Annotated in this window: 10 protein-coding genes and 1 pseudogene; 8 read left to right on the top strand and 3 right to left on the bottom strand. The window is 70.1% G+C overall.

Annotation, left to right across the window (positions count from 1 at the left end):
- Positions 1–71: 71 nt before the first annotated feature.
- The gene (locus WBG99_RS14795) at positions 72–833 is read left to right on the top strand and encodes a MerR family transcriptional regulator (RefSeq protein WP_338896756.1); all 762 of its coding nucleotides are present in this window, start codon (positions 72–74) and stop codon (positions 831–833) included.
- Positions 834–998: 165 nt separating this feature from the next.
- Positions 999–1,909: pseudogene (locus tag WBG99_RS14790) on the top strand (VTT domain-containing protein).
- A 163-nt stretch (positions 1,910–2,072) separates the two neighbouring features.
- Here WBG99_RS14790 and WBG99_RS14785 read toward each other — a convergent pair.
- Together WBG99_RS14785 and WBG99_RS14780 are read right to left on the bottom strand one after the other, a co-directional pair.
- Positions 2,073–3,704, bottom strand: a complete 1,632-nt coding sequence (locus WBG99_RS14785) for a threonine/serine exporter family protein (protein ID WP_338900353.1) — start codon at positions 3,702–3,704, stop codon at positions 2,073–2,075.
- A 234-nt stretch (positions 3,705–3,938) separates the two neighbouring features.
- Positions 3,939–4,430, bottom strand: a complete 492-nt coding sequence (locus WBG99_RS14780; RefSeq protein ID WP_338896754.1) for an inorganic diphosphatase — start codon at positions 4,428–4,430, stop codon at positions 3,939–3,941.
- A gap of 79 nt (positions 4,431–4,509) precedes the next feature.
- Between WBG99_RS14780 and dacB the strand changes: the two genes are divergently transcribed.
- The 6 genes from dacB to folE all read left to right on the top strand — a co-directional run bounded on the left by dacB (position 4,510) and on the right by folE (position 12,465).
- The gene (gene dacB, locus WBG99_RS14775) at positions 4,510–6,165 is read left to right on the top strand and encodes a D-alanyl-D-alanine carboxypeptidase/D-alanyl-D-alanine-endopeptidase (protein WP_338896753.1); all 1,656 of its coding nucleotides are present in this window, start codon (positions 4,510–4,512) and stop codon (positions 6,163–6,165) included.
- Positions 6,166–6,359: 194 nt separating this feature from the next.
- The gene (locus WBG99_RS14770) at positions 6,360–7,484 is read left to right on the top strand and encodes a zinc-dependent metalloprotease (RefSeq protein ID WP_338896752.1); all 1,125 of its coding nucleotides are present in this window, start codon (positions 6,360–6,362) and stop codon (positions 7,482–7,484) included.
- Positions 7,485–7,675: 191 nt separating this feature from the next.
- Positions 7,676–8,827 (top strand): tRNA lysidine(34) synthetase TilS, encoded by a 1,152-nt coding sequence (gene tilS, locus WBG99_RS14765; protein WP_338896751.1) that lies wholly within the window; start codon positions 7,676–7,678, stop codon positions 8,825–8,827.
- Positions 8,828–8,920: 93 nt separating this feature from the next.
- Positions 8,921–9,481 (top strand): hypoxanthine phosphoribosyltransferase, encoded by a 561-nt coding sequence (hpt, locus tag WBG99_RS14760; protein WP_338900351.1) that lies wholly within the window; start codon positions 8,921–8,923, stop codon positions 9,479–9,481.
- A gap of 178 nt (positions 9,482–9,659) precedes the next feature.
- Positions 9,660–11,678 carry an ATP-dependent zinc metalloprotease FtsH gene (ftsH, locus tag WBG99_RS14755; protein WP_338900350.1) on the top strand — a complete coding sequence of 673 codons (2,019 nt, stop codon included), beginning with the start codon at positions 9,660–9,662 and terminating at the stop codon, positions 11,676–11,678.
- A gap of 181 nt (positions 11,679–11,859) precedes the next feature.
- The gene (gene folE / locus WBG99_RS14750; RefSeq protein ID WP_338896750.1) at positions 11,860–12,465 is read left to right on the top strand and encodes a GTP cyclohydrolase I FolE; all 606 of its coding nucleotides are present in this window, start codon (positions 11,860–11,862) and stop codon (positions 12,463–12,465) included.
- Between the two features lie 190 nt (positions 12,466–12,655).
- Here folE and WBG99_RS14745 read toward each other — a convergent pair whose 3' ends face one another.
- Positions 12,656–13,141 carry a DUF3180 domain-containing protein gene (locus tag WBG99_RS14745; protein WP_338896749.1) on the bottom strand — a complete coding sequence of 162 codons (486 nt, stop codon included), beginning with the start codon at positions 13,139–13,141 and terminating at the stop codon, positions 12,656–12,658.
- Positions 13,142–13,234: the final 93 nt, after the last annotated feature.

The following is a 13,234-nucleotide window of genomic DNA, read 5'->3' as shown; positions in this document are numbered from 1 at the left end:
AAGGACTTGCACCTCACGTGGCGTGAGGACCCAGCCTGGAGTGCGTACCGAGAAGGGAAAGGGACGGAAGCATGGGCCACACCGTGGGACAGGTCGCCGGATTCGCCGGCGTCACGGTGCGCACGCTGCACCACTACGACGAGATCGGCCTGCTCGTACCGACCGAGCGCACCCACGCGGGCCACCGCCGCTACGACGACGCCGACCTCGACCGGCTCCAGCAGATCCTGTTCTACCGGGAGCTCGGCTTCCCCCTCGACGAGGTCGCGACCCTGCTCGACGACCCGGATGCGGACCCGCGCGCGCACCTGCGCCGCCAGCACGAGCTGCTGACCGCCCGGATCGAGAAGCTGCGGAAGATGGCCGCGGCCGTGGAACACACCATGGAGGCACGCAGGATGGGCATCAACCTCACCCCCGAGGAGCGGTTCGAGGTCTTCGGCGACAACGACCCCGAGCGGTACGCCGAGGAGGCGGAACAGCGCTGGGGCGGCACGTCGGCGTACGCCGAGTCGCAACGCCGCACCGCCACGTACACCAAGGAGGACTGGAAGCGCATGCAGGACGAGGTGGCCGACTGGGGCGCGCGCTACGACGCCCTGATGACGGCCGGTGAGGCGCCGACCGGCGAGGTGGCCATGAACATGGCCGAGGAGCACCGGCAGCACATCGGCGCCTGGTTCTACGACTGCCCGTACGAGATGCACCAGTGCCTCGGCGAGATGTACGTCTCCGACGAGCGGTTCAAGGCGTTCTACGACTCCATGCGTCCCGGACTTGCCGAGCATCTGCGGGAGGCGATCACCGCGAACGCGGCGCGGCACCACGTCTGACCACACAGCTTGGTCTCAGTGTGGCCACAGGGCACTCTGGTGGAACCGGTGGAACCTCGTGGGGTGACCGTGCGTTGATAGCTTTGGTCACCCCTATGGGTCCAGCCCTAGTGGGTCCTCACCCGTAGGCCCTCACTTTCTCTCACCCCCCAGGAGCCCGGAACCGTGACGACGATCGCCCTCGGACCGAGCTGGCTGGATCCGGACTATCTGCTCAACTCGTTCGGCATCTGGGGCCTGCTCCTGATCGTGTTCGCCGAGTCAGGCCTCCTCATCGGCTTCTTCCTGCCGGGTGACTCGCTGCTGTTCACGGCGGGCATGCTGATCACCGCCAAGACGCTGGACTTCCCGCTCTGGCCGGCCATCGTGCTGATCTGCGTCGCCGCGGTCCTGGGCGACCAGGCGGGCTACATGTTCGGCAAGAAGGTCGGCCCCGCCCTGTTCAAGCGGCCCGATTCCCGCTTCTTCAAGCAGGAGAACGTCACCAAGGCCCACGCGTTCTTCGAGAAGCACGGTCCGAAGTCCCTGATCCTGGCCCGCTTCGTGCCGATCGTGCGCACGTTCACGCCGATCATCGCCGGCGTCAGTGGCATGCGGTATCGCACGTTCCTCATCTTCAACATCGTCGGCGGCATCCTCTGGGGCGCGGGCGTCACCCTTCTGGGCTCCTGGCTCGGTCAGATCGAGTTCGTCCGCAAGAACATCGAGGCGATGCTGATCCTCATCGTCTTCCTCTCGGTACTCCCGATCATCTTCGAGCTCGTCAAGGCGAGGAAGGCGAAGAAGAACCGGCCCCAGCAGGCCGAGCAGCCGCCGGCCGTCCCGGTCATGGACGACGCCACGACCCAGCTCCGCCGCATCCCGTCGACCCAGCCCCAGCAGCAGCCGTACGACCCCAACCAGGGTTACGGCAACCAGGGTTACGGCAACCAGGGTTACCAGCAGCAGGGTTACCCGGACTACGGCTACCAGCAGCCCGGGCAACAGCCGTACGCCCAGCAGCACCCCCAGCCCAACCAGCCCCCCCGAACCAGAACCAGCAGGGCTACCAGGGCCAGGACTACCCGCGGTACTGACCGTCAGGTCCCACACCCGCGCTCCCGTGACTCGGGGGCGCGGGTGTTCGTGCTTTACAGGGGCGCGGGGCTGTATCGATGTGCGGCTCCGCCGCGTGGGCGCGATCAGCCCCAGGGAACCCGCAGTCGCCAACGGCCCCCACACCCCCGAACCGTCAGGCGCTCAGAACCCCCTGGTCCGCTTCGCGGCCTTGCGCCCAGCGCGCGCCGCCCCCGGCAGGAACAGCCGGAACGTCTCGGACCCGAGGTTCACCCCGATGGCGATGGCCATGGCCAGCGCCGCCGCCTTCGTCAGCGACACCAACCCCGCGTCCACATCGTTCTGCGCGAACCCCAGCAACCCGAAATACGTCGCCGACCCCGGCAGCAGGGGCCCGATCGCCGCCGTCGTGTACGGCAACGCCGAAGCGAACCGATACCGCGACAGCAACTGCCCGAACAGGCCCACCACACCCGCGGCCACGGCCGTGGAGGCGACCGGCGAGATCTCGCCCGCGTAGTGCATCGCCCCGTACACGGCCCAGGCGACACCCCCGTTCAGGGTCACGGCCAGCACGGTGGCTCGTTCCTGCTGAAGCAGCACCGCGAAGGTGAACGACAACAGCATCGACGCCCCGAGCTGCAACAGCGGCCGGTCCGCGCTGCCGAGTGCCGCGTCCGGGTTCAGCTCGGCACCCAGCTCCACGCCGAAGTACAGGACGAGCAGCACCCCCACCACGATGCCCACGAAGAGGTACATGACCTCAAGGAGCCGGGCGGAGGCGGTGATGTAGAAGCCGGTCAGCCCGTCCTGCACCCCCGCCACCAGCGCCCGCCCGGGCAGCAGCGCGAAGAGCCCACCGGTGATGACGGCAGACGCCTTCACGTCCACGTGCGCCACGGTCAGCGCCACCCCGATCGCCGCGGGGGGCATCGCCGCCACCAGGAACTGGTAGAACTCCGGCAGCCCCCGCCCCGAACACATCCAGGCCAGCCGGTCGCCGAGCATCGCACCCAGCGCCGCGGCGAAGAAGACGATGAACCCACCGCCGACCAGCACGGAGGCGGCGCCCGCGAGCAGCCCGCTGGCCGCGGTCAGCGCCCAGCCGGGGTACGGGTGCCGGTTGCGCCGAATCTCCGCGAGCCGCCGGTACGCCTCCTCCAGCGAGATCACGTTCTCCGGGTCGCTGAGGTCGTCCACCAACCGGTAGACGGCCGCGAGCCGCGTGTAGTCGGTGGCCCGCCGCCGGACGATCCGGGACGCCGAGACCGGGTCGTCCACGAGCGACGGCTGGTAGGTGACCGACAGCTGGGTGAAGGTGACGGTCGGCTCGCAGCGGTCGAGGCCGTAGGAGCGGCAGACGGCGAACATCGCCGCCTCCACGTCCTCCGCGCCCTCGCCGCCCGCGAGCAGCAGTTCGCCGATACGCAGGGTGAGGTCGAGCACGCGCGGCACCGCGGGCCCCGTATCGCCCTCCGCACGCGGCGGCGGCTCCGGCGCGGGCCGCTCCGCCACCGGCATCCGCAGCATCGTGCGCATCCGGTCCTGCCAGGGCACGTCCGTGGCCAGTCTGACGGCCGGGATCCCGCTGGGCGGCGTGAACGCGACCGGCGCGTGCCGCGCGCTGTAGGTGCGCGGCGCGCTGAACGCGGACTCCTCCTGCTCCACCGGGACCGGCTCGGGCGGCGCCAGCCCCTTCGGCAGGGCGAACTCGGAGGTCGTTAGCGCCTCGGGCTCCGCCCCGGCGCCAAGCACGGCCAGCCCGTCGGGGATCGCGAACTCCGACGTCACCGACGCGTCGCCGTCGATACCCATGGTGAGACCCGTCACCGACACGAAGGTGCCGCCCGCCTCGTCCGACACCGGCTTGCGCTCCTCCTCCGGCCTGCGCTTCTCGCGTTCCGTCACTCCCACTCCGCCGCGCTCCCTGTACGACACCTCCGGTACGCCTCAGTATGCGCATCGGTACCCACTGACACGCGAACGGGCCACGCGCCCCTCAAGGGGACACGCGGCCCGTCCGTGACAACGGTCGGCGGAGCCGGCAGGTCAGTGACCGCCCTGCTCCTTGAAGCGCATGTACGACTTCTCGACCTCGGCCTCGGCCTCGACGCGGCCGACCCAGTCGGCGCCCTCGACGGACTTGCCGGGCTCCAGGTCCTTGTAGACCTCGAAGAAGTGCTGGATCTCCAGGCGGTCGAACTCCGAGACGTGGTGGATGTCACGCAGGTGTTCCACACGCGGGTCGGTCGCCGGGACACACAGCAGCTTGTCGTCGCCGCCGGCCTCGTCCGTCATCCGGAACATGCCGATCGCACGGCACTTGATGAGGCAGCCCGGGAAGGTCGGCTCGTCCAGGATGACCAGCGCGTCCAGCGGGTCGCCGTCCTCGCCGAGGGTGTTCTCGACGAAGCCGTAGTCGGTCGGGTAGGCGGTCGAGGTGAAGAGTCGACGGTCCAGGCGGATCCGACCGGTCTCGTGGTCCACCTCGTACTTGTTCCGTGAACCCTTCGGAATCTCGATCGTGACGTCGAACTCCACCGGTGGCTCCTCCATGATCAACACATAGTTCTGGTGGTTAAGTGTCCCTCACGCAGGTGTGTGATCGCGAAAGGGGCTGGTGGTCGTGCCTGAGCCGAAGGTCTGGCGGGCCGCGAGACCGCACGTGGTGCGGGTCGCGCGCGCCGTGAAGCCGGGGGTCGTGCGCCTCTCACGCGCCGTGAAACCCGGCGCGGAACGCGTCGCACGGGTGGTGAAACCCGGTGTCGTACGCGTCACGAGCGCCGTCTCGGCACGCTCTTCGCAGCTCGCGGGGAACACGAAGAAGCTCACGACCCTTCAGTTCACCGCTGGCGCGGCCACCCTGGGGCTGGTGCTCTCGGCCGGGGCGGTGGCCGCCGCCGGACCCTGGGACTCATCGGGTCAGCGTACGGCCGAGCGTGACCGTGCGGCATCGCCCGCGGGGCAGGGTGGCGCAGATCACGGACGTGATCCCGGTATGTCGGCGGAGGCGCCCAAGCCCGCGCCGAGCGCCCTCTCCGTGCTCACCGGCCTGGGCGCCGGCGCCGCCCAGGCCGGCGCCGGCTCCGCGCCCGAGTCCGCGGCCCTGGCAGCCGTTTTGGACCCGTTCCTGAACTCCCCGGACCTGGGCCCTCGTCCGGCAGCCGCCGTCGTCGACGTCGCGACGGGCAGGCAGCTCTACGGCCAGAACGCGGACGACGCGCTGACCCCCGCGTCCACCACCAAGATCGCCACGGCTGCGGCGGTCCTCTCGGCGGCCGGCCCCGACCACCGCATCGAGACCCGTACGGTCCTGAAGCCCGACTCCGCCGAGGTGGTCCTCGTCGGTGGCGGCGACCCCACCCTCACCGCCCGTGAGGAGGCGGGCGGCCACGCGAGCCTGCGCGCCCTCGCCGACCGGACGGCCGCCGCTCTCGCCGAGCGTCACCTGGACGAGATCACGCTCACCTACGACACCTCCCTCTACGAGGGCCCCGAGCTGCACTCCATCGGTGTGGACGGCAACATCGCCCCCGTCACCGCCCTCATGGTCGACGAGGCCCGTCTCGACGACTCCACCAGCGGTACCACGACCCGCTCCACCGACCCGGCGGGGGACGCGACCGCGAAGTTCGCGGACCTCCTGGCGGACCGCGGCGTCAAGACGGAGGCGACGGGCCCCCTCCCGGACTCCTCGAGGGCGACTGCGGACACCGAGGAACTCGCCTCGGTCTCCTCTCCACCCCTGTCCGCCCTGGTGGAGCGCATGCTCACCCACAGCGACAACGACCTCGCCGAGGCACTGGCCCGCCAGGTCGCCGTGGCGACGGACGAACCGGCGAGCTTCGAAGGCGGCGCGGCAGCGATCAAGAAGCAGCTGAAGAAACTCGGACTGCCCCTCGACGGCGTCGAGTTCGCCGACGGCAGTGGTCTCAGCCGGGACAACCAGCTCACCGCGGACCTGCTCACCGCCCTCCTCGCCGAGTCGGCGGCTCCCTCCCACCCCGAACTCCGCCCGGTGCTCACCGGTCTCCCGGTGGCCGGCTTCACCGGCACCCTCAGCAGCCGCTACGCCACCCAGCCCGACGGCACCGGAGTGGTACGGGCCAAGACCGGCACGCTGACCGGCGTGAACACCCTCGCCGGCACGGTCGTGGACGCCGACGGCCGCCTCCTCGCCTTCGCCGTCCTGGCCACGGGGGCTACGGACCGCACAGCGGCCCACAAGGCCCTGGACGCGGCGGCCTCGGCCCTGGCGACCTGCGGCTGCCGCTGAGGTGACGCTCCTTCCAGAGCATGCCGCCCTCGAAACGGCCGCAGGCCTTGGGAGGAGGGCGCGGGCGTGTGCCGGTATGGGGCTCCGCAGCGTGGGTGCGAGCGACCACACCCACCCGCACGTGCCCACCCACCCAAGGCCCCCCATCCCTCGCGACCTGCCCCCAGCGGCAGCGCTCCCGTACGGTTGACAGCATGACTCGTATCGGTGGTGCCGAGATGGTCGACTGGAATCTCGCGGTGGCGACCGCGACCCGGCTCGTGCGGCCGGGCCCCGAGGTGAGCCGCGACGAGGCCAGGGACATCGTCGCCGAGCTCCGCCGGCACGCGAAGGAGTCGGAGGAACACGTCCGCGCGTTCACGCGGATGCTCCCCGACACGGGCGACGACACCCCCGTCCTCGTCGTCGACCGGCCGGGCTGGGTCCGGGCCAACGTCGCCGGCTTCCGGGAGCTGCTGAAGCCGCTGCTCGACAAGATGGAGGAACGTCGCGGCAACACGCCGGGCGGGGCCGTCCTCGGCGCGGTCGGCGGCAAGGTCACCGGCGTGGAGCTGGGCATGCTCCTGTCGTTCCTCGCCTCCCGCGTGCTCGGCCAGTACGAGACGTTCGCCCCGGCGACCCGCGACTTCCCGGGCGCCGAGAACGGCGGCGGCAGGCTGCTGCTGGTCGCGCCGAACATCGTGCACGTGGAGCGCGAACTCGACGTACAGCCTCACGACTTCCGCCTCTGGGTCTGTCTGCACGAGGAGACGCACCGCACGCAGTTCACGGCGGTCCCCTGGCTGCGGGACCACCTGGAGGGCGAAATCCAGTCGTTCCTCAAGGAGACCGAGGTCGACCCCACGACCTTCCTGGAGCGCGTCCGGGAGGCCGCCCAGTCACTCGCGGGGGGTCGGCCCGAGGGCGAGCAGGGCGACGACGCTCACTCGATCGTGGAGTTGGTGCAGACCCCCGCCCAGCGGGAGATCCTCGGCCGGCTGACCGCCGTCATGTCCCTCCTCGAGGGCCATGCCGACTTCGTGATGGACGGGGTCGGCCCGGCGGTCGTGCCCTCGGTCGCCGAGATCCGCGAGAAGTTCCAGCAGCGACGCGCGAAGGGGGCCTCCCGCCTGGACCAGGCCCTGCGCAAGCTCCTGGGACTCGACGCCAAACTCAGGCAGTACAAGGACGGCGAGCGGTTCGTACGGGCGGTCGTCGAACAGGTCGGCATGGACGGTTTCAACCGCGTGTGGACCTCCCCGAACACCCTGCCGACCAAGGCGGAGATCGCCAAACCGGCGGACTGGGTCGCGCGGGTGCATCGCAGGGCGGGGTCGTGAGCCGCGCGCGAGCGTGGTGAACGAATCCGGCCGACGGCAGGCGAACGCCCCTCCAATCACCCGTCCGAGGGACCGTGAGCCATGGGTAGGCGTGCAATGCTCGGGGAACGGCCCGTCTCTGTCACCATCTACACACTCTGAGTGACCGAGATCGGGCTCACCTCCCGACAATTTCATGAAGGGAACCGGACATGGGTCCCCACCCCGCGGTCGCGGCGATACGCCTGGCGGTCCGCCGCGTACTCCACGACCTCCTGACCGAACACCACACGAACACCACCCCGCACGCGCCCGCCTGCGCGACCCCCGGCGCGCCCTCCGCGACAAGCGCACAACCGGCGCCCACGCGCCCCACGGCCGTACCCCCCGCGGCCGTGCCCGCCGGGACCACGCTCAGTGTGTCCCCGCGTGCGAGGACCGCCGTGCACGGGCCGCCGCTCGTGCTCGTGGCGTGCTCCGGCGGCGCCGACTCCATGGCGCTCGCCTCCGCCCTCGCCTTCGAGGCACCCAAGCTCGGCGTCCGCGCCGGCGGCATCACCGTCGACCACGGTCTGCAGCCCGGCTCCGGCCTCCGCGCCGAGGAAGTCGTCCTGCGCCTGAACGCACTCGGCCTGGACCCGGTCGAGTCCGTGGCCGTGACCGTCGGGCGGGACGGCGGACCCGAGGCCGCAGCCCGCGACGCCCGCTACGCCGCCCTGGACGCCGCCCTGGACCGCCACGGCGCCACCGCCGTCCTGCTCGGCCACACCCGCGACGACCAGGCCGAAACCGTCCTGCTCGGTCTCGCCCGCGGTTCCGGCATCCGCTCCCTGTCCGGTATGGCCGCGGTCTCGGGGGCCGACGGCCGCTACCGGCGCCCCTTCCTCCAACTCGACCGGCAGACCGCCCGCAAGGCCTGCATGGTCCAGTCGCTGTCCGTCTGGGACGACCCCCACAACGCCGACCCGGCCTACACCCGCTCCAGGCTCCGGCACGAAGGACTGCCCGCTCTGGAGAAAGCGCTCGGCAAGGGCGTCGTCGAGGCCCTCGCCCGTACGGCCCGGCTCTCCCGCGACGACGCCGACGCCCTCGACACCTGGGCCCGCCAGGCCGAGGCCTCCGTCCGCGACGCCGCGGGGCTTCTGGAGTGCGCCAAGCTCTACGCCCTGCCGCCCGCCGTGCGCCGCCGCATCCTGCGCCGCGCCGCCATCGAGGCCGGTGCCCCGGCCGGTTCCCTCTTCGCCCGGCACATCGAGGAGATCGACCGCCTCATCACCGGCTGGCGCGGTCAGGGGGCCATCAATCTCCCCGGCCGGGTCGTCGCCCAGCGGCAGGGTGGCAGACTGGTGATTCGGCAAGGCTGAAACCGGACGCCGACGGGGCCCCGCACACGGGCCCCGGACCCCGCACGGGACGCGGGCGTCCGGGAGCGGCCCCGGGACGACCGACCGAAAGTGATGCGGGTGGACGCGAAAGACATGGGTGCCGACCTCAAAGAGGTACTCATCACCAAGGAAGAGATCGACGCGAAGCTGGCCGAGCTGGCCGCGAAGATCGACGCGGAGTACGCGGGCAAGGACCTGCTCATCGTCGGAGTCCTCAAGGGCGCGGTGATGGTCATGGCCGACCTCGCCCGGGCGCTGTCCACCCCGGTCACCATGGACTGGATGGCCGTGTCCTCCTACGGCGCGGGCACCCAGTCCTCCGGCGTGGTGCGGATCCTCAAGGACCTCGACACCGACATCAAGGGCAGGCACGTCCTGATCGTCGAGGACATCATCGACTCGGGCCTGACCCTGTCCTGGCTGATCTCCAACCTCGGCTCGCGCGAGCCCGCCTCCCTGAAGGTGTGCACGCTGCTGCGCAAGCCCGACGCCGCCAAGGTCGCCATCGACGTGGAGTGGGCCGGTTTCGACATCCCCAACGAGTTCGTCGTGGGCTACGGCCTCGACTACGCCGAGAAGTACCGCAACCTCCCCTTCGTCGGTACGCTCGCGCCCCACGTCTACGGCGGCTGAACCAACCCCCGTAAGACGCTCGGGAACCCCAGCGGGTTTCGCACCGTTGAAGCATGCGAGGACGGGATTGCCGACAGTCCCCTGCGACTTCGGGTGACAATGCTGGGGTACCGTCCGAAGAACAGTCTTTATCAAACTCACTATGGCAGGAGGGACGGGGCGGCACCGCTCCGTATGGATGGACGTGAAGCGATACTTCCGTGGGCCAGTCATGTGGATCGTGCTGGCCGTCCTTGCCGTGGTCGTGTTGATGCAGGTCGTCGGCTCGTCCGGCGGCTACAAGACGGTGGACACGGGCCAGGTGGTCCAGGCGATCCATGACAACCGGGTCCAAGAGGCCAGCCTGACCACCGGCGAAGAGCAGACCATCAAGGCCCAGCTCAAGGACGGGCAGAAGATCGAAGGCAGCTCGAAGATCCAGGCGAGCTACATCGGCGACCAGGGCGTGAACCTCGCCAACACCCTGCAGGACAAGTTCCAGAACGAGCAGATCCCCGACGGCTACACGGTCACTCCGACCAAGCAGAACGCTTTCGTCGGCATCCTGCTCTCCCTGCTCCCCTTCGTCCTCATCGTGGTCGTCTTCCTGTTCCTGATGAACCAGATGCAGGGTGGCGGCTCCCGTGTCATGAACTTCGGGAAGTCCAAGGCCAAGCTCATCACCAAGGACACCCCGAAGACGACGTTCTCGGACGTCGCGGGCTCGGACGAGGCCGTCGAGGAGCTCCACGAGATCAAGGAGTTCCTGCAGGAGCCCGCCAAGTTCCAGGCCGTCGGTGCCAAGATCCCCAAGGGCGTGCTGCTCTACGGCCCGCCCGGTACGGGCAAGACGCTGCTCGCGCGCGCCGTCGCGGGCGAGGCGGGTGTCCCCTTCTACTCGATCTCGGGTTCCGACTTCGTCGAGATGTTCGTGGGTGTCGGTGCCTCCCGGGTCCGTGACCTCTTCGAGCAGGCCAAGGCGAACGCCCCGGCGATCGTCTTCGTCGACGAGATCGACGCGGTCGGCCGGCACCGCGGCGCCGGCCTCGGCGGCGGTCACGACGAGCGCGAGCAGACGCTGAACCAGCTGCTCGTCGAGATGGACGGCTTCGACGTCAAGGGCGGTGTGATCCTCATCGCCGCGACGAACCGCCCGGACATCCTCGACCCGGCGCTGCTGCGCCCGGGCCGCTTCGACCGCCAGATCGCCGTCGACCGCCCGGACATGCAGGGTCGTCTGGAGATCCTCAAGGTCCACCAGAAGGGCAAGCCGGTCGCGCCCGACGTCGACCTGTCCGCCGTCGCCCGCCGGACCCCCGGCATGACGGGTGCCGATCTGTCCAACGTCCTGAACGAGGCCGCGCTCCTGACGGCTCGCAGCGACAGGAAGCTGATCGACAACCAGATGCTGGACGAGGCGATCGACCGCGTGGTCGCGGGCCCGCAGAAGCGGACCCGGATCATGTCGGACAAGGAAAAGAAGATCACCGCGTACCACGAGGGCGGTCACGCCCTGGTCGCGGCGGCCTCCCCGAACTCCGACCCGGTCCACAAGATCACCATCCTGTCGAGAGGCCGCGCCCTCGGCTACACGATGGTTCTGCCGGACGAGGACCGGTACTCGACCACCCGCAACGAGATGCTCGACCAGCTCGGCTACATGCTGGGCGGTCGCGCCGCCGAGGAACTGGTCTTCCACGACCCGACCACCGGCGCCTCGAACGACATCGAGAAGGCCACCAGCCTGGCCCGCGCGATGGTCACCCAGTACGGCATGACCGAGCGTCTGGGCGCGATCAAGTTCGGGGGCGACAACTCGGAGCCGTTCCTCGGACGTGAGATGTCTCACCAGCGCGACTACTCGGAAGAGGTCGCCGCGCTCGTGGACGAGGAAGTCAAGAAGCTCATCGAGAACGCGCACAACAAGGCCTGGGAGATCCTGGTCGAGAACCGCGACGTCCTCGACAACCTGGTGCTCCAGCTGCTGGAGAAGGAGACGTTGGGCAAGGAGGAGATCGCCGAGATCTTCGCCCCCATCGTCAAGCGTCCGCCCCGGCCCGCCTGGACCGGCTCCTCCCGCCGCACCCCCTCCACCCGTCCGCCGGTGCTCTCCCCGAAGGAGCTCGCACTGACGAACGGCGCCAACGGCGCGACGCCGGTGATCACCACCACCAAGGCGCCCGCCGAGGCGACCCCGGAGGAGCACCCGGAGAGCTGACGCCCACCCGGTGAGAACCGGCCACCGGAAGCCTTGGCTCCCGGCCCACGGCCACCTCACCAGGCCCGGAATGGATGCCGCGCCCCCCCTGGTTCTAGCCTGGGGGCGCGGCATCTTTCGTATGGCCGAAACATGAGACGCGTAACCCGTATGCGTCGCAGGCTCAGGAGCGAGGCACCACATGACCGACCCCGTGACGCTGGACGGCGAGGGCACCATCGGCGAGTTCGACGAGAAGCGTGCCGAGAACGCCGTACGCGAGCTGCTGATCGCGGTCGGCGAGGACCCCGACCGCGAGGGACTCAGGGAGACGCCGACGCGGGTGGCGCGGTCTTACCGGGAGATCTTCGCGGGGCTGTGGCAGCAGCCGGAGGACGTGCTGACCACGACGTTCGACCTCGGCCACGACGAGATGGTGCTGGTCAAGGACATCGAGGTGTACTCGACCTGCGAACATCACCTGGTGCCGTTCAGGGGCGTGGCGCACGTCGGGTACATCCCGTCCACCAGCGGAAAGATCACCGGTCTGTCGAAGCTGGCGCGGCTCGTGGACGTCTACGCGCGGCGCCCGCAGGTGCAGGAGCGGATGACGTCACAGATCGCCGACTCGCTGATGGAGATCCTGGAGCCGCGCGGGGTGATCGTGGTCGTGGAGTGCGAGCACATGTGCATGTCGATGCGGGGCATCCGCAAACCCGGCGCGAAGACCATAACGTCGGCGGTGCGCGGCCAGCTGAGGGACGCGGCGACCCGGAACGAGGCGATGAGCCTCATCATGGCCCACTGACCGACCGGCACGCCCTCGGCCCGCCCGGAACCGGCAAGACCCACCTGGCCGTCGCTTCGGGCATCTGTGCCTGCCAAAGGAGGACCACGTTCTCCTTGCCGGTGATGAAGTCCAGGGGTTGCGCGGGCTGAAACGGGAGGCGGTGACCCATCTGGGGGCCCCACCGCGTGCGGCACCGCGCGGGCCCGCCCTAGGCCGCCCGCGCCGCGCCGCCGTTGGTGTCGTCGTCCTCCGGGAGCTTGCAGACGCGCTCCAGGTAGAAGGCGGCCACTATGACGGCGATGCCGGCGAGGACGGAGAACCCGGCGTAGACGGCCTGGTCGCGGCGGGCCGGGACCTCCAGGGATTCCAGGAGGAAGGCGCCCACGCCGCCGTACATGCCGGAGACGAGGGCGGCGACGAGGGCGCTGGCCTGGCCGAAGACGACCGCGCGGGCGGCCATCAGAGGGTCGACGCCCTTCGCGTCCGGTTGGCGCTCCCGCTGGGCCTTGAGCCGGTTGCGGATGGACAGCGCGGTGGCCGTCAGGACCGCGGCGATCAGCGCGAGCACGATGGGGGCGGCCAGCGGGACGCTCGGCAGTGTGCCCACCGAGTTCCACAGCCGGGCCCCGGCCCAGGACAGCACCCCCGCCACGACGAACACCGCGGCCAGCGTCCTGATGCGCAGCTCTTTCACGATGCCCCTTCGACGAGCCCGATGGTCCACGGACGCCGGGATCCACGGCCGCCGGGTGGTCGGCCCGGCGGTCGGTCCCGACGGCGTCGGGTG

Origin of the sequence: Streptomyces sp. TG1A-60 (genome assembly GCF_037201975.1) — a bacterium.
GTDB lineage: Bacteria > Actinomycetota > Actinomycetes > Streptomycetales > Streptomycetaceae > Streptomyces.
The sequence above is the reverse complement of the archived record's forward strand: the minus strand, read 5'-3'. Positions and strand labels throughout refer to the sequence as shown.